Origin of the sequence: Roseomonas sp. KE2513, from assembly GCF_016107305.1 — a bacterium.
Lineage (GTDB): Bacteria > Pseudomonadota > Alphaproteobacteria > Acetobacterales > Acetobacteraceae > Roseomonas.
Window position 1 is genome coordinate 16,837 of record NZ_RCVR01000045.1, and the last position, 18,762, is coordinate 35,598.

The 18,762-nt window shown below is 64.8% G+C and carries 25 protein-coding genes and 2 pseudogenes; 15 read left to right on the forward strand and 12 right to left on the reverse strand.

The window, feature by feature from the left end; translation table 11 throughout:
- Positions 1-344: 344 nt before the first annotated feature.
- A complete protein-coding gene (locus D9599_RS26080) occupies positions 345-1,055 on the reverse strand; it encodes a hypothetical protein (protein WP_198384226.1) in 711 nt (236 codons plus the stop codon).
- Between the two features lie 354 nt (positions 1,056-1,409).
- Between D9599_RS26080 and D9599_RS26085 the strand changes: the two genes are divergently transcribed.
- A complete protein-coding gene (locus D9599_RS26085) occupies positions 1,410-1,757 on the forward strand; it encodes a hypothetical protein (protein WP_375373078.1) in 348 nt (115 codons plus the stop codon).
- A 136-nt stretch (positions 1,758-1,893) separates the two neighbouring features.
- Positions 1,894-2,103 (forward strand): annotated as a pseudogene (locus D9599_RS31605) (integrase core domain-containing protein); the annotation flags it as partial.
- Positions 2,104-2,110: 7 nt separating this feature from the next.
- On the opposite strand, the gene D9599_RS26095 reads toward D9599_RS31605, so the two are convergent.
- Together D9599_RS26095 and D9599_RS26100 are read right to left on the reverse strand one after the other, a co-directional pair.
- Positions 2,111-2,599 (reverse strand): hypothetical protein, encoded by a 489-nt coding sequence (locus D9599_RS26095; RefSeq protein ID WP_198384227.1) that lies wholly within the window; start codon positions 2,597-2,599, stop codon positions 2,111-2,113.
- A 461-nt stretch (positions 2,600-3,060) separates the two neighbouring features.
- Positions 3,061-3,318 (reverse strand): hypothetical protein, encoded by a 258-nt coding sequence (locus D9599_RS26100; RefSeq protein ID WP_198384228.1) that lies wholly within the window; start codon positions 3,316-3,318, stop codon positions 3,061-3,063.
- Positions 3,319-4,011: 693 nt separating this feature from the next.
- On the opposite strand from D9599_RS26100, the gene D9599_RS26105 reads away from it, so the two are divergent.
- Positions 4,012-4,986, forward strand: coding sequence for a site-specific integrase (locus D9599_RS26105; RefSeq protein WP_198384229.1), 975 nt, complete (start codon positions 4,012-4,014; stop codon positions 4,984-4,986).
- Positions 4,987-5,127: 141 nt separating this feature from the next.
- Here D9599_RS26105 and D9599_RS26110 read toward each other — a convergent pair whose 3' ends face one another.
- Positions 5,128-5,352 carry a hypothetical protein gene (locus D9599_RS26110; RefSeq protein WP_198384230.1) on the reverse strand — a complete coding sequence of 75 codons (225 nt, stop codon included), beginning with the start codon at positions 5,350-5,352 and terminating at the stop codon, positions 5,128-5,130.
- A gap of 232 nt (positions 5,353-5,584) precedes the next feature.
- The gene (locus tag D9599_RS26115) at positions 5,585-6,109 is read right to left on the reverse strand and encodes a hypothetical protein (protein WP_198384231.1); all 525 of its coding nucleotides are present in this window, start codon (positions 6,107-6,109) and stop codon (positions 5,585-5,587) included.
- Positions 6,110-6,161: 52 nt separating this feature from the next.
- Here D9599_RS26115 and D9599_RS32045 point away from each other — a divergent pair, with 52 nt between their 5' ends.
- Positions 6,162-6,290, forward strand: a complete 129-nt coding sequence (locus tag D9599_RS32045; RefSeq protein ID WP_255531671.1) for a hypothetical protein — start codon at positions 6,162-6,164, stop codon at positions 6,288-6,290.
- 223 nt (positions 6,291-6,513) lie between these two features.
- Here the strand turns inward: D9599_RS32045 and D9599_RS26120 are convergent, their stop codons facing one another.
- Positions 6,514-7,815, reverse strand: coding sequence for a hypothetical protein (locus D9599_RS26120; protein ID WP_198384232.1), 1,302 nt, complete (start codon positions 7,813-7,815; stop codon positions 6,514-6,516).
- Between the two features lie 366 nt (positions 7,816-8,181).
- On the opposite strand from D9599_RS26120, the gene D9599_RS26125 reads away from it, so the two are divergent.
- Complete coding sequence (locus D9599_RS26125) at positions 8,182-9,453, forward strand: serine hydrolase (protein WP_232480925.1); 1,272 nt, start codon at positions 8,182-8,184, stop codon at positions 9,451-9,453.
- Between the two features lie 464 nt (positions 9,454-9,917).
- Here D9599_RS26125 and D9599_RS26130 read toward each other — a convergent pair whose 3' ends face one another.
- Positions 9,918-10,553, reverse strand: coding sequence for a ParA family protein (locus tag D9599_RS26130; RefSeq protein WP_198384233.1), 636 nt, complete (start codon positions 10,551-10,553; stop codon positions 9,918-9,920).
- 64 nt (positions 10,554-10,617) lie between these two features.
- Positions 10,618-10,869, reverse strand: a complete 252-nt coding sequence (locus tag D9599_RS26135; protein ID WP_198384234.1) for a helix-turn-helix transcriptional regulator — start codon at positions 10,867-10,869, stop codon at positions 10,618-10,620.
- Positions 10,870-10,977: 108 nt separating this feature from the next.
- Here D9599_RS26135 and D9599_RS26140 point away from each other — a divergent pair, with 108 nt between their 5' ends.
- The 7 genes from D9599_RS26140 (at position 10,978) to D9599_RS26170 (ending at position 14,695) form a co-directional block, all read left to right on the forward strand.
- On the forward strand, positions 10,978-11,373 hold the full coding sequence (locus tag D9599_RS26140; RefSeq protein ID WP_198384235.1) for a hypothetical protein: 396 nt from the start codon (positions 10,978-10,980) through the stop codon (positions 11,371-11,373).
- Positions 11,374-11,380: 7 nt separating this feature from the next.
- Positions 11,381-11,557 (forward strand): hypothetical protein, encoded by a 177-nt coding sequence (locus D9599_RS26145; protein ID WP_198384236.1) that lies wholly within the window; start codon positions 11,381-11,383, stop codon positions 11,555-11,557.
- A 419-nt stretch (positions 11,558-11,976) separates the two neighbouring features.
- Positions 11,977-12,369, forward strand: coding sequence for a hypothetical protein (locus D9599_RS26150; protein ID WP_198384237.1), 393 nt, complete (start codon positions 11,977-11,979; stop codon positions 12,367-12,369).
- On the forward strand, positions 12,366-12,839 hold the full coding sequence (locus D9599_RS26155; protein ID WP_198384238.1) for a hypothetical protein: 474 nt from the start codon (positions 12,366-12,368) through the stop codon (positions 12,837-12,839). The genes D9599_RS26150 and D9599_RS26155 overlap by 4 nt, the downstream gene beginning before the upstream one ends.
- Before the next feature lie 65 nt (positions 12,840-12,904).
- Positions 12,905-13,261, forward strand: coding sequence for a hypothetical protein (locus D9599_RS26160; RefSeq protein ID WP_198384239.1), 357 nt, complete (start codon positions 12,905-12,907; stop codon positions 13,259-13,261).
- A gap of 405 nt (positions 13,262-13,666) precedes the next feature.
- Positions 13,667-13,972, forward strand: a complete 306-nt coding sequence (locus D9599_RS26165; RefSeq protein ID WP_198384240.1) for a hypothetical protein — start codon at positions 13,667-13,669, stop codon at positions 13,970-13,972.
- Positions 13,973-14,398: 426 nt separating this feature from the next.
- Complete coding sequence (locus tag D9599_RS26170; RefSeq protein ID WP_198384241.1) at positions 14,399-14,695, forward strand: hypothetical protein; 297 nt, start codon at positions 14,399-14,401, stop codon at positions 14,693-14,695.
- A 186-nt stretch (positions 14,696-14,881) separates the two neighbouring features.
- On the opposite strand, the gene D9599_RS26175 is transcribed toward D9599_RS26170, so the two are convergent.
- Complete coding sequence (locus D9599_RS26175; RefSeq protein WP_198384242.1) at positions 14,882-15,025, reverse strand: hypothetical protein; 144 nt, start codon at positions 15,023-15,025, stop codon at positions 14,882-14,884.
- Between the two features lie 34 nt (positions 15,026-15,059).
- Positions 15,060-15,134, reverse strand: a pseudogene (locus tag D9599_RS32520) (DUF6894 family protein); the annotation flags it as partial.
- 1,039 nt (positions 15,135-16,173) lie between these two features.
- Here D9599_RS32520 and D9599_RS26180 point away from each other — a divergent pair.
- Entirely contained in the window at positions 16,174-16,425 is a 252-nt protein-coding gene (locus tag D9599_RS26180; protein WP_198384243.1) for a hypothetical protein, read from the forward strand.
- A 487-nt stretch (positions 16,426-16,912) separates the two neighbouring features.
- Here the strand turns inward: D9599_RS26180 and D9599_RS26185 are convergent, their stop codons facing one another.
- On the reverse strand, positions 16,913-17,239 hold the full coding sequence (locus tag D9599_RS26185) for a hypothetical protein (RefSeq protein ID WP_198384244.1): 327 nt from the start codon (positions 17,237-17,239) through the stop codon (positions 16,913-16,915).
- A 523-nt stretch (positions 17,240-17,762) separates the two neighbouring features.
- On the opposite strand from D9599_RS26185, the gene D9599_RS26190 reads away from it, so the two are divergent.
- The gene (locus tag D9599_RS26190; RefSeq protein WP_198384245.1) at positions 17,763-17,921 is read left to right on the forward strand and encodes a hypothetical protein; all 159 of its coding nucleotides are present in this window, start codon (positions 17,763-17,765) and stop codon (positions 17,919-17,921) included.
- Between the two features lie 18 nt (positions 17,922-17,939).
- Here D9599_RS26190 and D9599_RS26195 read toward each other — a convergent pair whose 3' ends face one another.
- On the reverse strand, positions 17,940-18,080 hold the full coding sequence (locus D9599_RS26195) for a hypothetical protein (protein ID WP_198384246.1): 141 nt from the start codon (positions 18,078-18,080) through the stop codon (positions 17,940-17,942).
- Between the two features lie 487 nt (positions 18,081-18,567).
- Between D9599_RS26195 and D9599_RS26200 the strand changes: the two genes are divergently transcribed.
- A partial coding sequence (locus tag D9599_RS26200; protein WP_198384247.1) for a hypothetical protein occupies positions 18,568-18,762 on the forward strand: 195 nt, incomplete at its 3' end.

Genomic DNA, 18,762 nt, shown 5'->3' on the forward strand with positions numbered 1-18,762 from the left:
GTTGGCATGAGGACTGCGCATTTGTCGGCAGTCCTCATGCTATCTCTTTTCAAAAGATTTGGAGCCTCTCAAAGGCCCGCATCTTCGTGTTCCCGACATGGGTGCTCATCGTCGGCCCCACCCTACCCTCGCCGCCATAATAGGGTGCGCACGGCTTGCTTGAGGGGGGTCCTAGCAATCCAATTTGCGACCTCGGCCTCAGCCACCATCCTGCGGAATCCCGTCATGTCCCGCGTCATCCCGAGCGATCCCTGGGACGCGAGGCAGGCAGTCCGGCGACGACGCCTAACCTAGTTCGGTGTCGCCGGGGTGGTCGGGAAAGGTACTCGTGCTTCCACCGGCACTTACCCCTGCCGCCAGTAAATGGCGTTCAGCCGTACAAGGTCGTTGACCAAGTCCCAGGCCCAGGCCGCGGCAAACCGGCCAATTGTCGCCACCTCCTGCGTCAGCCCACCCATGATGGTGCCGAGCAGAATGCAAACCGTGCCGAGGACCGAAAGGTTGAGGCCGCCCGTCTGCGCTTTGGTAATGAGCAAGCGCACTACTTGCTCGCCCCGCTCACGAGTTGCCTCTTCGTCGACAAGCTTCCGGCTGACCTCAACGAGCCGACGGTCAATCGCCTTCTGCCCCTTCGTGAACGCCGTCTGCAGGGCAGATAACTCTCGCCGCAGTGCATCGATCTGCTCCTGCACGCTCGACGTTAGAGTGCCGGTGGCTTCCCCGCCTATGAAATCCGTTGTCGTCCCTAACTGCTGCCCTTCAATCGTCACACTGACGTCCTGGGACGGCGGCCGGGGAAAAGCCATCAAGTTCTGCCAGGCGCTTCCGAGAAAGCCGGGCTGGCCGAAATCCCGGCGGGTGTTGCGGATGCCGACGGCGACGGTGGCGACACCCAGGAGTTGCAGAGCCGCGCCACAGCGGCGGATTGTCGTTTCGTCTTGTGACCAAAGGATGACCCAGAGAGTGACGCCGAGAACCAGTAAGGTGGTCCATAGGTACCGAAGCGCCCAGAAATACCTCCCAAGGTCGACCAGAAACTGCCAGTAGCGCCCCATCCTGCGATTTATCCATTCCCTACTTGTCGTGACCGCCCACCAGGGTTCCCGCCACGGCCGCGAGTGCTATCGCAGGTTCATGCCCGCTGACACAATCGCCGCTCACAAGCCCCGCATCGTGAAGCCTGCCAGTGGCGAGAGCGCGCCGATCTATGACTACCGCGGCGCCGTAATCCACTCGAACGACGTTGAGAGGGTTTGATGTGACGCGAGACTGCAGAGCAGGATCCGGTCAAGCGTCCACCGGCTCCCTCACAGCGTCGATGTGCCCGAGCCTGCTTCAGAAGCCGCGCGAGCCGTGTTGGAGGCATTGTCAGGTTGGTCGACTAGTTGGGTAGTGGCAGCCTACCCGCTATGACGACCTCGCCTAATCCGTACCGAGGCTTCTGCTACCCAGCCGAGGTCATCCAGCATGCGGTGTGGCTGTACCACTGCTTCAGCCTCAGCCTGCGTGACGTCGAGCTGATCCTTGCCGCGCGAGGTATTGTGGTCAGCTACGAGACCATCCGGGGCTGGGGCCTGCGCTTCGGCCGGCTGTTCGCGAACGAGCTGAAGCGACGTCGGGCGCCGAGGTGTCACACCAGCCGACACGACGACGAGAACGACAGATGTAGCGGTTCAAGTCGCCGCGTCACGCTCAACAATTCCTCTCCGCCCACTGCCGGATCCACGATCACTTCCAACTCCGTCGTCACCGCCTGACCGCCGACCAACACCGTCAAGTCCGCAACACCGCGTTCAGCGCTTAGCGGGATGTGACCGGAACTTGATGGACTGTGTGAGGGCTGCGCCAGCCAAGGTGTTCCTTGGCTCCTACCTCGCCGACCTGACAACGCCGTTCAACACGCTCGCCGAAGCCAAGGTGCTGATCGAGGACTGGCGCCGCCACTACAACACCCTCCGCCCGCACTCCGCGCTGCACTACCGCCCGCCCGCGCCAGAGGTGCTCCTGCCGTCACGTCTGCCGTCCCCCGAAGGCCATCCACTCACCAGTTCAGGACAAGGGCCCGTTGTGGTTCACCAAAAATCTGCCTGGATTCCCTCGTGAGGGCTGGTCAAGGGGCTGGTAGAGCGGGAACCGTCTCAATAAGGCCCTCAATCAGCAGAACTCGTTCAGGACTTGCCTGAAATTCGATCAACTGATGGCTCGGCGAAAGGCCAATAAAACCAACGGCCCAGTTAACAGCGCTGCTGAATATAGTAGCGCCCTGATTGAGCAATCCATGCGCATAGGCAGTGCCGGCAAGTATTCCTGCCAATCCACCAGCAACAAAAGTTCCGACAATCGAAGCTTCGAGTGCTGCAACGCGTTGATCTTGACTGGCAAATGCTTCGGCAAAAACTACTCTGACGTATTCTTCACCAAATAATGCTGTCATTTGTTCGATGTGAGCTACTGTTGGTGCTGCACCTCTGAGCCAGCGCTCAGCAGTTCCAATGCTGACGCCGAAATCCCTCGCTATCAGCTTGGCGCGCGATTTGGGATAGCGCTGGCGCAAGAACTCTGCGGTTCGAGGGCCGACCCCAAGAATCTTACGGTCCATGATGCTCGACGGTCGTTTCAAATGTCGACATTGTCGCGAAGAACGCAGCATTGGCATAGAGCCAATGAACGGAGCGAGAGCAGAAACATGAGCAACAAGCTTACTCTTGTGCAGATGGGCGTTGTTACGGCTGTGAGCGCAGCGGCCGTCCCGGCTGGGCCTATTGTTGTGGCGTTTGCCATACTCGGCGCGACTGGTGGGTGCGTTCTGTCGAACCTTGCTGGAATGACTGCTCAGAATTAGCCAACAGCACGGTAGAACCAGCAAAAAGCAACCAAGGTTCTGAAACTCCCTCGACTGGTCCATCCAACGGGCCCAGTCGAGGGACTGCTGGCCCTGCTAGCAGTCGCTCCGTGTCGAGCTAGGCGCCCACCAATTCTACGATAGCGTCCAGGTGCCCAATGCTGCCCCACAGGCCGCGAGGACCATGCGAGGCGTGTGGGTGGCTGGCGTGTTGTCGCTCACCGGCCTTGGCACCCCAGTCGCTGGATACAGGCGTCGCGGATCCAGGCCGAGCACTCCATGCCGTCTGCCTTGGCGGCTGCGTTGATACGATCTAGTAGGTTCCTCTCCATCTGGAGCATGGTTGAAGACATCGGTGGCACAGACTGATTGCCGGGCGGCGAGGCTTTTGCGGCATCACCTTGTTCCTGACGATAAACAGCAAACGCGGCTTTCATTCTCTCTGATGCCACCTTGCGGCGCTCATAGCGTGCCATCCGTCCGTCCGGGGGAGGCACCAGATGAGCGAAGGTCGATTTCGGCTTTTCCGGCACTCGTGTGGGCGAGGGATTGGGGACGAGGTGCCTTCCAGAAAGGGTCTGGTCCTCCCGTAAGATGGGTTGTGTTCCCCATGCTCGTCGGCGTGCTTTTTCCCAATTCAGGCGGGGCACATCAGGCCTCCCTAAGTTCTGCGTAGTGGCGTTACGGCGTCAGTCAATCTTACCTCACCGCTGCGGCTTGATGGGCGCACCAGAGGGACAAGAAGGAATTTTTGGCTCTCCATTAGACGTGTGGCGTGGCAACCACCCCCTCACTGCGATCTAGGCACGATAACAGACCGAAGCCCTCTTCCTAGTGTCCGACAATGGTGGATTATCGGACACTGGACCGCGCGGGGGTTTCCACCCAGCATCCTCCCCCATGGACCGGCCCGATCCCCCTGCCCGTGTGCCGGTCAGCGCCGCATGGCTCGACGAGCAGGAGCGCAAGCAGGCCGCCTATGCTGCCGCTCGGCGGGCCCGGGCCGCGCCTTGGGAGGCGACGCCGCAACCGGAGCTCGAGGAGCCGTCACCGCCCTCCGCAGCAACACCGGCGCCAGAGCCATCAGCCTCGCCTGCGGGCCGCCGCCAGCGCGGACCGATCGTTGATCCGCGGCAAGGCCGCCTCTTCTGATGATGAAGGATTCCGCCGTGGGCGCCGAGCTCATCCCTGCCGTCGCCGCCGAAGTGCCGGTTGTGGCCCCTGCCCTCTCAGTGGAGGCGCGCGCCTACGCGCTTGAGGCCTCGGCCCTGAACACCCGCCGCGCCTACCGCGCCGCGTGGGCCGATTTCACCACTTGGTGCGACGCAACCGGACACCCTCCCCTCCCCGCCCCCCCTGAGACGGTGGGCACCTTCCTCGCCGCGCGGGCCAGCACCCATAAGGCGGCCAGTCTCTCCATGCGCCTCGTCGCAATCGGCCAGGCGCACCGCCTCGCTGGCCATCGCTTGGACACTGGTCACCCCGCTATCCGTGAGACGATGAAGGGGATCCGGCGTATCCACGGCACGGCGCCGGCGAAGAAGGACGCCGCGGTGGCAGACATCATCCGGGATGCCGTGGCCGAGCTGGCGAAGCGCTCCGGGCTGCGCCCCCTGCGTGACCGCGCGCTCCTCCTCGTCGGCTTTGCGGCGGCGTTGCGCCGATCGGAGCTGGTGGCGCTCGACGTAGCCGACGTGGCGTTCGTGGCCGAGGGCATGATCGTCACCCTGCGCCGGGCAAAGACGGATCAGGAGGGCCGCGGGACCGAGATCGCCGTTCCCTTCGGCCGAGGAGCCCGGACATGCCCCGTGCTGGCGCTGCGTGCCTGGTTAGAGGCCGCCGGTATTGAGGTGGGAGCGGTGTTCCGCAGCGTCAGCCGACACGGCACCCTGGGCCCAGCACGCCTCTCCGACCGGGACGTGGCACGCGTGGTGAAGGCCTCGGTAGAGGCGGCCGGCTACGACCCCACCACCTTCGCCGGCCATTCCCTCCGCTCCGGCTTCATAACCACCGCGGCGCGCGAGGGCGTGGCCGAGCGGCATATCCAGAACCAGAGCCGGCACAAGTCGCTGCCCGTGCTGCGCGGCTACATCCGTCGCGGGAGCCTGTTCGTGGACAATGCAGCGGCGAGGGTCGGGTTGTAGAAGCCGAACCCGCTGCTGAAGTGTGACAGGGACGACAGCGCGATCTCGATCCGCCGGTTCGCCGCTGAAGGCACCAAAGGCTCCGACGGCCTCGCATCACTCACCTGTAGGGACGGTTAGTGGTACCGCTCGGTGCGCGCCTCACACCTCCTCGTGTCGACGTTGCGCCATGAAAGCCTCAAGTCTTGCATCCTGCCGTTTAAGGTGGATCTCAAGCTCCTGAAGGCGCGTCCGGAACTCGGGGATCGCCTGATTCAGGTGGTCTCTCGTTTCCACGACAACTCTGTCGTGCAACTGGGCGACGCGAATTATAGCCAGCGCCAGGACTGCCCATACAACCCACTGCACAATCATCCAGACGCCCATTATGGGAATTCCTCCTCTTCTTTCGTAACGTATCCCATCTTCAAAGCTGTTGCACAATTGAAATTCTTCTCGTGGGATGCGACGCAGGCTGCGCGCCCTACGTGATCCCGCGCTTCTTCCCGTCGGCCTGACTGCGGCGCTGTGCTGGGCGAAAACGGACCAGAACGGCACCGCTGCCGGATCTTCAGCACCACCCAGGGGCGGCCCAGTGATCTAGACGCAAGTCGGCCTCTCAGCCTGCCGCGCCGCGGATCTTCTCGAGATCCAGCACACCCTTCACTCCCCATCCCTTCGCCCCCGGCTCCACCTCGGGCCGGAACCGTTCGTAAAGGCGGAAGCCAACCCGGTTGAGTTCGTCCGGATCCACTGACCTAGCCAGGTCCTCCATAGCCTTCCGAACGGCCACGAGGTGCTCGCCAAAGGCGCGCTCGACATAGCCCCGTGCTGGCGTAACCGCGGCTGCCTTCCCCTCGGCCAAGGCGCGCAGGCTACCTTTCGCCTTCACCACCGGCACGTCCCGACCAAGGAGGTGAACGGTCTCCGGCTTCGCCGTTGGGATCGGCTTCGGCTTGTCGTCCCCCTTCTCTGGTTCTTCGATGCCAATGGCACGCGCCTTGATCCTGGCACTGGAGCCAGCGACGGCTCGGCCGAGGGTGATGGCGGCGTCGGCGTCATGGCCCAGACGCTCCGCCACAATGGCTGCCCACAGGGTCAGGACGGGGGCGCGGTTCACCTTGATCTTGTCGGCTTCGCTCACTTTGGCAGCCTCTCGCGCGTTACATGGAAAACGCCACCTGGGAGGCTCACGAATGAGTAGGTGGACTCGCGAACAACGCTTCGACATCCGGGTGCTGATCGCCATCGCGCTGCTAATTCTCGTGGTGTCCGTGCTCATGCTCACGGTCGGCAGAGACATGTTCTGGGGCGCAGTCGGGTAGAACCCGGTCATAGGACAGCGGTGTCTGATGGCCGACCTCGTGCCGGTCCTCTCGCCTACTTTGACCTGGGCGGAGGCGTTGTCGCGGTTCCGTTCCTGCAGCGCGGCGCAGGCCTGTGGAGGACGTCACCGAGGTGGCGGAAGGCTCCCAAAACTCGAAAGCCAAAAATGCCTAACAGAACCACCTGATTTGATTGAGGCAGACCTGCTGCGGTCAGCCACGGTCAGTCGTCGTCGTCCTCAGTGGCCGGGCGCTGGCGGAGCGTCACGGAGAGGAGCGTGCCGGCCTCGCGCTGCGGCCCGCCCTCCTTCAGCTCAACCATGTCCGCGCGCCTCTCCAGCATTACCGGCGGGCCTTCCCGCGCGGGATCGCGACCGAGCCACAACAACTGCCCGGTCGGCATCTCCTCCGGCGTGCCGTATTTGCGCTCCATCTCGCCGCGCAGCGCGGCGAGGGATGTTCCCGGCAGGAAGCGGATCTGCACAAGGCTCGCCACCCGATCGGCTTCCGGCCCGTCCGCCTCGCCTGGCGAGAAAGAGAGGCAGCTGGCGTAGGAATCCTTCGGCGGCAAGGGAAGGCTGAAGGCGCGTAGGTCGGCGACGAGGCCCTCGGAGCAGTCCGGCGTGCCGGGACCGGATTCCGCCGGCAGGCCGTCGTAGAAGCTGGTGGCGACGGCTCGCGGATGGTGGCGTAGGGCGATTGCCTGCGCGTTTGGCAGCGACATGCCGATGCGAAGCCCGGCAATCTCGGCCCGGCGCAGGGGCGGGATCCCGCTGCGCCGCATGACCGCGGCCGCGGCGTGGGCACCGCCGAGGAGGAAATCGTACAATGGCAGGCCTTCCGCGCTCCTAGCTTGAGCGGAGACAATGTTTGCCAGGACGGGACTCTCGCTCAGTTCGAGAACCGTCGGCAGGGCGCCGGCGAGGACGAAGTCGACCATCAGAACGCCGTATCCTGCCCACTTGCCGAGGGAGGCAAGGCCGGCTCCTTCCAGAAGACTCGCCGCCGCGTCCGGCCCCGCTGGTATGGTGGAGATGGCGTCCGGATTGCGGAACCGAAGAATGAAACCCCGGTCCCAGTCCGTCGCGTCGCGCATGGAGAAGCCGTGGCGCAGGCCGGCCCTGAGCGGGATGCCGCCGTGTGCGGGATCGTAGCCCAGAATCTCTGCCCGCAGCGTCGCGCGGTAGGTGCGGGTGAGGTCGAAAGCCGTGAACTCCGCCCGCAGCCGCCGCTCCGCGAGCACAAGGAGGTAACGCCGCTCCCGCTCCGGGTTCCGTACGGGGCGGGATGGGGGAGGCCGGTTGTCCACGTCGAGCACGGCGAGCGCCCGGAAGTCCGGCTCGGTGCCGAGCATCCTGTGATGGGCGAAGAGGATGTCCCGCTCGGTTAGAGGGCCGGGCTCCGCCTGAGCCTCGGCGCGCGCCGCCGCGCCCGGTGCTGGAGCGGCGCGCTGCGCGAGGGCGAGCTTCGCAGGGGAGCACCCAATGGCGATGAGCAGGGCAGCGGCGGTCCGGATCAGGCGCAAGCGAGGTGTTCCCTCCTGGCCCGGGTATGGGCAAGGGCCGGATGCCATCCCCGAAGGGCGGAGGTCAACGACCCATCATTCCAATCCTCGCAGGCAGACTGTGGCCCCGCGGGCACCGCGCCACCGGTGCTTTGCATCAGAATTCGACGATACGTCACGGATGGTACCCGTTCCCGACTGCGGCCCCGGAGCGCTTCCTGACAATGGCCCGCAGGCGCCATGGTGCCCGCGCCGCGATCGCGGGCACCGACCGGTCGTCTCGCCCAACGTCTCAGCTGTCAGGCCCGTCGCGCAGGGGTGCTGCGAGGGGAAAATGAGCGGTGCGGCCCGTCCGGGGGGACGGCCGCACCGAGGGGGATCTTCGCTATGACACCACTCCGTCGCGCCGCCAGGCGGCGCATGGGCGGGGCTACCTTGCACCTCGTCACCTTCTGCCTCGTCGCTCTCTGCGCGGTGGTCGGCCTCGCGCGCCCGGCAGGGGCCGAGCCGAAGGGACCTTCGACGTCTGCGGCGGGCGACTATCGCTACGCCGCCTTTGTGCAGGACGCCGGCACGGGCGAGGTGCTCTTCGCCGCCAATGCCGATGCGTCGCGCTACCCGGCCTCCCTAACGAAGATGATGACCCTCTATCTCGCCTTCGAAGCCCTGCAGCGCGGGACAATCAGGGAGGAGACGCGGGTCCGCGTCTCGCGCCACGCCGCCAGCCGCCCACCTTCGAAGCTTGGCCTGCGCGTCGGTTCCACGATCCTGGTGCGGGAGGCGATGATGGCACTCGTGACCCGATCGGCTAACGACGCGGCCGCCGCATTGGGGGAACACCTGGGAGGCGGCAGCGAGGCCGCCTTCGGGCGCCTGATGACCCGCAAGGCCCACATCCTCGGCATGAGCCGGACCACCTTCCGCAACGCCTCCGGCCTGCCGGACCGCGCACAGACGACAACGGCGCGCGACATCGCCACGCTCGGCCGGCGCCTGATCGCGGATTTCCCTGATCGCTACGCCTATTTCAGCGCCACGAGCTTTGACTGGCGCGGCGAGTACATCGGCAGCCACAACCGTCTTCTCGCCGCTTACGCGGGCGCGGACGGGATCAAGACCGGCTATATCGACGCCAGCGGCTACAACCTTGCCGCCAGCGCCGTGCGCGGCGGCCGGCGGCTTGTGGCCGTGATGTTCGGCGGCGCGACGGGCGCCGCGCGGGACGCGCACGTCATGGCGCTGCTCGACCACGGCTTCGACATGGCGCCCGCCCGCGGCGGCACGATGCTGGCCTCCCGAGGCGGCCTGCGGCTGGTCGGGATCGCCGAAGCGGCGTCGGCCACTCGTGTCCTGCGCCCGCCGGTTCCAATCGTTACACGTCCCACCGTCTCCCGGCGCGTGGCTTCCCGCTCCGTTATCCTCGGTCGACCGGTTCCACGCTCCGCCGCCCCCCGCTCTGCCGTCGTTCGCCCCCTCGCGGGGCGCTCCGCGCGGTTGCGGCCGGCACGCGCGGCAGTTTCGCGCCCGGTGCGCCGCACGATGGCTCGCGCTCGGCACGATGCCGCGCGGCGGGCCGCAGTTCGGCCACAGGATGCCGCGCAGGTCCCCCGCGCCAATGCCCTGCCGGTTCGCCGTGAGCCTATTGCCCGCCGGAGATAGCCGGTGGCGCCCCACTCGGATGGGCCGCCAGGGAAGCCTGGTCATGGTGGCGTGTTGTATAATGAAGCCGAGACGGGCTGAGACAATTCTCTGACCTGTAGGTCGTCACCCACCTTATCTGGCTACCTACGTAGATAGGTAAATACGTGCGTACCTACTCATTCTGTGGGGGCTGGGAAGAGCGTTTGTTGAGGAACGCCACCAGCGCCTCCACCATGACCTCCTGATGCGTCACGCGCCGGCCGGTGGCATCCTCCTGGTCTTGGCAGTAGCGCCGGAGCCGACGATAGGCCGCACCATCCAGCTTCACCGTTAGGGCCTTAGGGCCACCACCCTGCGTCGGCTGGGCTGGCTCGCCCTGATGCGGCTCGGGGAGCGGCCGCGGAGGTAGAGTGGGCGTCGGTGGCGCGGCATGTGGGACGGCCTGCGCGGCAGCCGCCTTGGGGACTACCAACGATCCCAAGTCACCGCGGGGCTTTGCCACGCTTACCTCCTGTCCCGACCGGCTTGCCACTCGTCATCTGATCTACGTACGTACGTAGCTGCGTAGCTTCTTCCGCAGCCTTGGTGCTAACGAACTCCACCGCTGCCTTGCCTTCGATCGCAGCCGCTGGGAAGTCAGCGCGGAAGCCGATGGTCACTGGCGCCAAGCGACCGAGTGCGGCGAGTTGTCGCACCGCACCCATGGTGAGGCGCGAGCGAGTGGGCGCTTGTGTCAGGACGAAGGCCCAAGCCGGATGCCCGGCCAAGTTCGCGGCGATCGGGGCGGCGGCCAGCAGGTCGTCAGGGGAGGGACGTACCGGGACCAGCACGGCAGATGCCTGAGGGATCAGCGCCGGCAGAAAGGGAGGGGTCGCGGGCGGCGTGTCGATTACCAGCACGTCCAAGCCCGCAGCCGCGGCGCCCGCTATGTCGGGCGCGCCGCCCCGGCCGTCCAACAGGACCGGCTCTGCCGCCTCGCGCCGGCCATACCAGCCGGTGGTGGTGCCTTGGGGGTCTAGATCCACCAGCGCTGTCCGCTGACCCGCCATCGCGTAGGCCACAGCCAACTCTCGGGCCACCGTGCTCTTGCCGGAGCCGCCCTTAGGGGTGTGCAGCAAGATTACCCGCATGTACGTAGATACCTATCTACGTATTTGCGTAGGCACATACGTTTCTGCAGCGTCACCCTTCGACTCCCTGGCCCTTCCGCAGCCGGACCCCGGGTCCGTCACCATTCTCGGGGACGAAGATCACGCCGGCTGTCTCCAGGCTACGCTGCAGCGATGCGAGATTCTTAGCCGAGGCTGAAGGGACGCCATCGGCGGCCTCAATGCGCCTCACCGTGGAAAGCCCAACGCCGCTTTCACGGGCCAAGTCCTCTGCAGACCATCGAACCAACGCCCGAGCGGCTCGTATCTGATCGGATGTGAGCACTTTTCATCCATAAATGAGAGAAAACCGCTTGACGGTCCGAGCGCCTTCCGCTCGTATGTGAGCGGAAACGTGTCACATATGGCGCGTGAGAGCAACAAGAGACCATCCATGCTTCTCTCCATGCACGCCTGCCTGAACCCCGCCGTCGCCTCCGCCGCCGAACTCTTCACAGACGGCGCTCTGACGGATGCGGTTCTGCAGGGCATCGCCTCCATGCACAGCCTGCACCTCTACATCGAGCCGGGCGCCACCCCGACCTCGGCCGAGCGTGCCGCCGCTGCCGAACGCGCCCTGATCGGCGCCATGTCGGCCCGCCGCGTTGAGGTCGCTCTCTATGCCGCGGCCCGCCGTCGCCTGGGTATGGCGAACCAGCGCCCGGCCGCCGATCGCCGCGCTGCCCAGGCCGCCGCCATGGGTGCCCTGAACCGAACTCGCGCCACCCTGCGCAAGACTGAGCGCCGCCTCGCCACAGCGCAGGCTGCGCTGGCCTCCCTGGGGGTCTGAGGTCGCCATGCTCACCGTGTCCGCTGCCCTGGATGCCGCCCTCCGCGAGATCGACGCGACCGCAGACATGGACCCCGCCCGCTTCGACACGATGAGCGCGCTGTGCCTGCGCTCTCTTCTCGTCGGGATGGTTGAGCAGGCCCGCGAGATCCGCGCCGGCCTCCTGAGCGGAGCGACGCGCTGATGCACCCGCGGACGGAGCGCCAGGCCAGAAGATCCGCTCCCCAGGTGGAGACGCTGATCCTCCTGGGGAGCGATGGCCGCCATGTCCTGCTTGGCCGACATGCCGAGCCGGATGCGACCGAACTAGCGAACGTCGCCACCGCCCTGCGTGCCAAGGGCCTCGGCGGCTGGGTTGTCCGCATGACGGGCGATTACTGGCACGGCCGCAGCCTTGTGCGGCTGGAAATCATCAAGGAAGCAGCCCCCCAGCGCCGTGCCGTTCGCACAGGCCGAGGCCGCTTTCTTCGCCATCCGCAGCGGGGCCCTAGCTCCCTGACAGATCCCGAGCCCGGCGGGTCATCCGGGCAAAGCGGCCGAGCGGGCGCGCCAGCGAAGCATTCCCGCCCGGCCTTAGCAGCCACACCAGCTCAGGAGGCCAGAATGGCATTCGCGATCCATAGCACCCTGCACGCCGAGGACAGAAGAAGAGGCGCGGGCTTTATCCCCGCCGTGATGACGCCTGAGCTGCGAACCGAGATCCGCAACAGGGCGGAAGTGCTCATGGACGAGGCACGCGCCGCCCTGGACGGCGCGACCTACCTCATCAACCTTCTCGACGCCGCCGATCGCCTGGTTATCGACCTCGAGCCAGACGCGGACGGCGAGACCGAGGCGGGCGAGGACAGCGCTCAGCCCATCACCCTCTCCCCCGACCGCGTGCCAGTCCTCACCTACCGTCCGAGTGCCCGGCAGATGCGCGCCGCCTATCGCCGTAACGGCGACCCCACCCCCGCCACCCTACGCCGCGGCATGTTCGGGAGGGTCGGCGCATGACCCACCCCTTCCGCGCCCTGCCTCAGGCTCCCCGTGAGGTGCCTCCGCGCAAGCCGTCGCCATCCGTCGTGGTGTCCGTAAAGGTGCCACCCCGGCGCGGGTTCCTGGGCATACTGGCAGCCGTGGCAGTGACGCCGGCAGCAGCGGCGACCACTCTCTCCGCTGACGCCGGTCTGATCCAGATTTGCGACGCACATCCGACCGTCCTTAAAGCTCTCGATGAGCACGGATCGGGCGAGGACGATTGCCCGTTCTGGCTGGCTTATGTGCGCAGCCGCGACGCCATCCATACCGCCGTCCCCGTGACGCTGGCCGGCATCGTGGCGAAGGCCCGCGCCGCCAAGGCCGAGGTCTTCAACCCGGGGAGCGACACGGAGAACCCGCACGGCACTGTGGCTGAGACTTGGGCCTGGGATCTCGTACAAGATCTCCTGCGCCTGGATCTCCTGCGCCTGGAGGGCACGCTATGAGCTGCCCGTCTCGCCGTGGCGTCCTGAGCGGTCTCGCTGCCCTAACCGTCTCCACAATCCCCGCCTTGGCCAACCCCGACCCTGACGCCGCCCTGCTGGCCGCCTGCGCCAGCTACATGGAGAAGGAAGCGGCCTACAACTTGGCCTTCCACCGGCAGTGCGATGCCGAGGAGGCAGGCGACAAAGCTGAGGAGCGGAGGCTGTGCGACCTGCAGGCCCAGATTGCGCAAGAGCAGGATGAGGCACTCGGTGTCATCATCGAGACTATGGCGCAGACGGCGGCAGGTAGGGCTGCGAAAGCCGAGGTCGCGATGACGCTCGTTCAGTCCAACTTGGCCGGCGAGGCGCTTTCCAAAGAGGACGCGATGATGTGGAGCTTGGCCGAGGATGCGGCTGGTAGGTCGCTGTTTCCACCGCCGTGAGGCTGCAGACATTGACCCTCGGAAGAGCGCCCGGAACCCCGACATCGCTGCCGGTGTTGTTGGCTCCGAGCGCGGCCGAAGCCGAGGGGGGCGTCGACCGATACTGGACTATCCTCAGAACGTGCCGATATCGTTATAAAAATGTCGTTATCGATCGAAAACGAGAAGGAGCCGGCGGGCGAGCCCTCCACCAGCACTACGCTGAGCCGGCACGGGATCGGCCGTTGCCTTGTGATCCGGACTATCCAGCACTTCAATGGCTTCCAGCTGAGGTCGCCAGTGTGGTGCTGCCGTTCACACGGCAAGTCCCAGCCGTTCTCTCCCACGCAAATTCCTCTTGCTGATCGCTCGATCACAATTTAGTTATCTTGCTTGTCGGCGGTCTCTTGTTTCGGGGGAATGGGCATGGCTAAGCGCCAGAACGACGGGCTTAGTGAGTTGCGTATCGTTGTGGACCGCTGTGGCTTCGGCACTCACAAGTGGCGCTGGCGCTTGGTCAACGAGTGCGACTTGGTCGTTGCGATCGCAAACCGCTTCGATGGCCCAGAAGCGGCGTATGGTGCGGCTCAGCGGAAGCTGTCTGAGATGCGAATGGCCGCCGAACTCGAGGTTTTGAACGGAACGGCAAAGCGGCCACGCGTCCGCGAAGTGACGCAGGAAGTCCTCCCGCGCTTCATCAGCGCGAAGGAACTCGCTCAGGTTGCAGCATAACGTCCGTGTTTGGCACTGCGCCGCTAATGAACTCCATCGGCGCGACGCGCCGGCGCCGTATGTAAGTAAGTAAACAAACCGAGCTAGGCGTTCACTTCCGCCTAGCTCGGGTGCGTCTAAATGCGTTCTATCTCCTCGCACAGGGCCAGCACCTCTAAGCGCAAGTCCGCTATGTCGGCCGCCATGCGCGCTTGCTGCCGTTGCACGCCGCAAATGGCGCCACCGTGACCCTGCTGCGTGACGCTACCGAGGCACAGTGCATGGCTATGGCGCGCGACACGACACAGCGCGGGACCGGCGCAGTCGGGTACTGCGCGAAGCAGGGGGACATTCCCTCGGATCAGCGCGGGCGGGTCGAGGCGTACCAGTAGGTCGGGGTTGCTACGGGAAGAACCGAAGAAGTAGGGGCTACGCCGAGAGCGCTTCGTGGGATCGGCTCCTCTGGTCTATCCCTGGCCCATGCCCTCCGACACACCAGCCGCCCACAAGCCCCGTATCGTGAAGCCTGCCAGCGGCGAGAGTGGGCCAGTCTATAACTACCGCGGCGCTCTGATCGGCTCGAATGAGAAAGGCACTGTGTGGTCCTTCAGCCTGGAGGGCTTCCCCGGTGGTGGCTGGTCCGGGCTGGGCAACATCGACCTCATCGTGCGCGTGGTGGACAGCTGGTGCGACACGGGAAAGCTGCCGGCGCCGTATGTGACGCCGCTCCGGAATCCGGCATGAGGAAGGGGTGGGCGATTGTTGGATGGAGCCTCGTACTGGTGGTCGTCGCGCTCACGGCGGCGCTGGCTGTGGTGCGGGCACTGGTAGCCAGTTCCGTCCTGAAATGAAGAGGTGAGGGGCGCTGGCTAGGCGCTTTCGCGGAGCGGCCGGTGCGGCAGATCTGCTGTGCGGTGCTGTAGAGGTCCGTCAGCCTTCCATCTTCGGTGGGTGGATCGAGAAGTAGAGGGTGGCGACAGTGCCGCCCGCCTCGTCCATCACCTCCATGCGCCAGGGATGGCCCTCCCACAGAGGGTCTGGGTTGTGGGTCTGGGTTGTCGCGCAGGATCGCACCTGCCGTCTCGATCGCTTGGGCTCGCGCGGTCCGCAGATCGGGCAGTTCCGTTCCGTCCTTGTCGGGAGCGGAGGAGCCATCGTGGAGGTGGAAGAAGAAACGGGGCATGGCGACCCTGCCTGCGATCTGCCTGCCTTAGAAGCCCATTCGGACCATTGCTGTCACCTATGCTGGTCTTCCGGTGCGTGCTGACGCCAGAGCAGCGGAAGCCCGGGCCGCCCAATTGCCACCCGTCGGCGGAAACTCTGTGCGATTCCAAATCTTTTTTGTCGCATCGCGCGGGTGAGCCCGGAGGCGGGCTCGGCAAGCTGGTCCTCATGGGGTCGCACTCCCCTTACGACCATGCCCGCCGCTTCCTCCGCCCGCAGTTTGCGAGCGGAGCGGGGTAGGGGCGATGGCCGGACCCTGAGCGAGATCTCGGTCCGTTTAGGGAGGTTACATCCAACGTGCGTTGCGTCTGTTCACGCGATCCTCGCGTCGTTGCTGAACCCCTGCGAGCTCTCTCATGCAGGCATCGTATCCGCTGGAAGTAGGAGGGATACCAAGCCGTTCGCAAACGCCTCCGTTCGCAGCATTCTCGAGGGCGGCCTCCGCTTGCTCCGAGGCGGCATATCGGCGCGGCCCATCCACGACGGCGTAGCCCACGCCAGCGGCAACCAGAGCCAGGCCTGCAGCAAGGGCAGCCGAGCGCACTCGCCCAGGCCTCGCGCCAACTGTCCATTCTGAACCAGTGCTCGTGATCATCAGTGCCTCCACCAAATGGAGAGGCAAGACCAACCACAATGCTGGCCTTGCCAGCCGATCGCAGGAGTAGAACCGCGGCGTCGGTCAAGGCCTCGCGGAACCTGCCGATATTGCTCCCTTCAATCTGTGGACTCCAGGATATGTGTGCTCGACATCCGTGCGCGCCGCACCGGCTGCAATAAAGTTCCGGCACCACCTTGGCTCAGGTCAGGTCCACGGAAAGGGCGAGCGAGATCGAGCGACTAGGTACCGCTGCTGCAGCCGCCCCGGCAGCGGCGGATGGCGCCTCTCGCCATAACCCGCCGGTTTCTTTAGCTTTTCACCGCATGTTCAGAACTTAGGGGGTGTTTGGGTTTGTGCGGCACGATCATTGGCCCTTTGGCTGGACAAGGATTGGGCGGAGATGAGACATCTCATAGCTACATCCAACAGCGACGAAGCGAAGCTCCGCATGGCGCTCGGTATTTTCGCCCACTTCGGCTGTCGGCTAGGCGAGCCTCTGCTGCGGCATGATTTCTTTGCAGTGGCGGCACAACGCGACTGGCGTATGGCCGACATAGGCAGAGGCATCGCTGTCGGTGACGAGCTGGAGTACTTCAAGCGGGGCGACAACAACTCGGTGTGCCTGACCGAGAGGGGCTTCGCGGCGATGTAGCCGCTACCCGTTGGTCCCCATGGGGTCGCTCCCCTTACGACCATGCCCGCTACTCGCCTGGCAGCGGTTTCACAGTCGCAGGCGCTCCCCCGCCATGGCCCCCACTCCTCCGGTCTGGCCGATCCACAAGCTGTACTGACACCGGCCGCCCCTTGCAGCTCAAGCAGCGGAGCCGAGCGCTGATCAGATGCAGATCCACGTCCGGACCGTAGTGCTCGATCAGCAAGCTGATGGGGTAGTCCACGTGATAGCCGCAGCCACAGCGGATCATCAGCCACCAGCCTAGATGGTCGCGTGCTGGTGCCCACGGCCGCCCCTTAGCCTCTGGCATTGCTTTGCTGTTGCAGCCGTCCTGTCACCTCGGCCACAGCACGCGCCTGTGCCAGCAGCAGGCGGCGCCCCTCCTGGTCGAGGCCATCCCAGATGCTCCCGAGTTCGGCACGGCCTGGCGCGTCCCTAACTGGCTCTGGTGGGGTGGGCAGAAGGGTCAGCACGACGCCACCTGCGCAGTCTTCGGCCCCAACAGGTCGGCTTGGTGGTCGGCCCAGGACTGCCGGTCACGCAGCGCCTGAGCAGGACCCCAGAGCCAATCCCCTTCTTCCATCGAGAGAGAGGCGACCATGTCGAGCACCGCGCGCGTAGAGCCCTGCCGCACTCCTCCTGCGGCCACATAGGCTGCGACGGCTCGCTCCAGACACTCAAGACCATCCATGCCCTGACCGGCAGCCTCACGGTAGGTGATCCCGACCGCGCGGAGCTGCACAGCGGGCCAGGAGGTGCAGGGCTCGGGTTTGTAGAGGTAGTCGTAGCTCATGTGTGGCTTCCCGCGGCTGCCCAGGAGTGGGAGGCAGAGGCTAGGCCAAATGAGAACGAGTCGTGAACATCGTATTCCTGTGAGGGAGAGGATGATTATGCGCCAGGGCAGTGGGTGGCACTTCTCGCCACGACCTGACGACCGCGACCACAAGATTTCACTTGAGACTCGATCATTGTGCAGTGCAGCATGGTCACAGGATTAGGGAGGAACAGGCAAAGGAGCCTCCTCCCATGCTCGCGTTCCTCTCCGCCGTTGCCGTGATCTCTGCCGTTAAGGTTTGGGTCAGCCGTTCCGCTAGCGCCCAGGGGCTCTACAGCTTACCAGCCGGTCCGCTGGGATCCTAACTTTGACGGCGTTGCTCGGTACGGAATAAGTTGCATTAATGGCACACGGGTAGACGCGGCAACACACTCACAGGTGCGTTATTTGTTGCATAATCTCAATAGTGCCACATAAGTATCGAACGCTACGGCGTTTTGCAGGTGTCGGGGGGCGCTTGCAGCTATTGGGGATAGGGCGGATGTCAGAAGTCGCTTCACACATCGAAGACGATGTTTTCGACCCTCCCTTCGAGGAGCTGGACCACCTACCGGCCTGGAAATGCGCGTCTCTGATTGCCGCGATCAGCCTGCTGCTATGGTTCGGCATCTACTTCGCTGTGGTCCGAGTACTGGATTGAGGACCAGACGATCCGTCGTCAGGCTTCGGCGTCCTTCAACTCAAGTTGGTCCAACTCATCGCCACCTTTTGGGGAAAGGGTGATCATCAGGACGATCGCTCCAGTCCCGACCACGGCGACCAGCCAGAGCGCCCAGAACCAAGCTAATGTGTCGAACATGCTTGCCTCAATGCCGCATCTCTTGTGATAGGCGGGCGAACGGCGCCTGCGCGGCAGCATAGTTCGTGTTCGTAACAAATATCAATTATAAAGACACCTCTCCATAAAAGAAGCGTCCAGCCCTGTTCGGCCTTTTCGCGGTAGGTGATCCCGGCTGCACTGTGGCGCGCGTTGGGCCAGGAGGCATGGAAGGCGGGTTCGTAGGGGCTTTCGTAGCTCCTGCGCGGTGCCCCGCAGCTGCCCACGATTAGAGAAGTGCAGGCCAGGACACGCGAGGACGGTGCGGGAACACCGGATGGCGAAGTTCGCGACCTGCGCACTCGCCCACGCTGTCGGATTATATTACACATTCGGATTGTAACGACTAAAAGACAAACTATCATATTGATTATTCGGAACGTTCCGAACTGGCATGAAGCGTGCTTTATGGATAGCAAGGCCGCAACGAAGCGTCCGAGACCTCGCCGCCTCAATGGACCTCCCCGCCATGCGCAAGCTTCTCCTCGCCGCCGCCGCCCTTCTCTCCCTCGGCATGGCCGCCCAGGCCCAGGCCGCGCCCGAGCTCTCGGCGCGCATCTTCCAGGACGGCGTCTTCGTCCCCGGCACCTCCAGCACCTCGAGCACCGGTTCGCTCCTGGTTACCGGCACCAGCGCCAACTTCTCGATCCTGACCAATCTCGCG

Bases quoted from the DNA above. Each gene is read 5' to 3' on its own strand.
- D9599_RS26080 (WP_198384226.1), bottom strand. From the start codon at position 1,055: ATGGGGCGCTACTGGCAGTTTCTGGTCGACCTTGGGAGGTATTTCTGG.
- D9599_RS26165 (WP_198384240.1), top strand. From the start codon at position 13,667: ATGGCTAAGCGCCAGAACGACGGGCTTAGTGAGTTGCGTATCGTTGTG.
- D9599_RS26150 (WP_198384237.1), top strand. From the start codon at position 11,977: ATGGCATTCGCGATCCATAGCACCCTGCACGCCGAGGACAGAAGAAGA.
- D9599_RS26195 (WP_198384246.1), bottom strand. From the start codon at position 18,080: ATGTTCGACACATTAGCTTGGTTCTGGGCGCTCTGGCTGGTCGCCGTG.
- D9599_RS26095 (WP_198384227.1), bottom strand. From the start codon at position 2,599: ATGGACCGTAAGATTCTTGGGGTCGGCCCTCGAACCGCAGAGTTCTTG.
- D9599_RS26145 (WP_198384236.1), top strand. From the start codon at position 11,381: ATGCTCACCGTGTCCGCTGCCCTGGATGCCGCCCTCCGCGAGATCGAC.
- D9599_RS26180 (WP_198384243.1), top strand. From the start codon at position 16,174: ATGAGACATCTCATAGCTACATCCAACAGCGACGAAGCGAAGCTCCGC.
- D9599_RS26190 (WP_198384245.1), top strand. From the start codon at position 17,763: ATGTCAGAAGTCGCTTCACACATCGAAGACGATGTTTTCGACCCTCCC.
- D9599_RS26140 (WP_198384235.1), top strand. From the start codon at position 10,978: ATGCTTCTCTCCATGCACGCCTGCCTGAACCCCGCCGTCGCCTCCGCC.
- D9599_RS26085 (WP_375373078.1), top strand. From the start codon at position 1,410: ATGACGACCTCGCCTAATCCGTACCGAGGCTTCTGCTACCCAGCCGAG.
- D9599_RS26185 (WP_198384244.1), bottom strand. From the start codon at position 17,239: ATGAGCTACGACTACCTCTACAAACCCGAGCCCTGCACCTCCTGGCCC.
- D9599_RS26155 (WP_198384238.1), top strand. From the start codon at position 12,366: ATGACCCACCCCTTCCGCGCCCTGCCTCAGGCTCCCCGTGAGGTGCCT.
- D9599_RS26110 (WP_198384230.1), bottom strand. From the start codon at position 5,352: ATGGGCGTCTGGATGATTGTGCAGTGGGTTGTATGGGCAGTCCTGGCG.
- D9599_RS32045 (WP_255531671.1), top strand. From the start codon at position 6,162: ATGAGTAGGTGGACTCGCGAACAACGCTTCGACATCCGGGTGCTGATC.
- D9599_RS26100 (WP_198384228.1), bottom strand. From the start codon at position 3,318: ATGGCACGCTATGAGCGCCGCAAGGTGGCATCAGAGAGAATGAAAGCC.
- D9599_RS26125 (WP_232480925.1), top strand. From the start codon at position 8,182: ATGACACCACTCCGTCGCGCCGCCAGGCGGCGCATGGGCGGGGCTACC.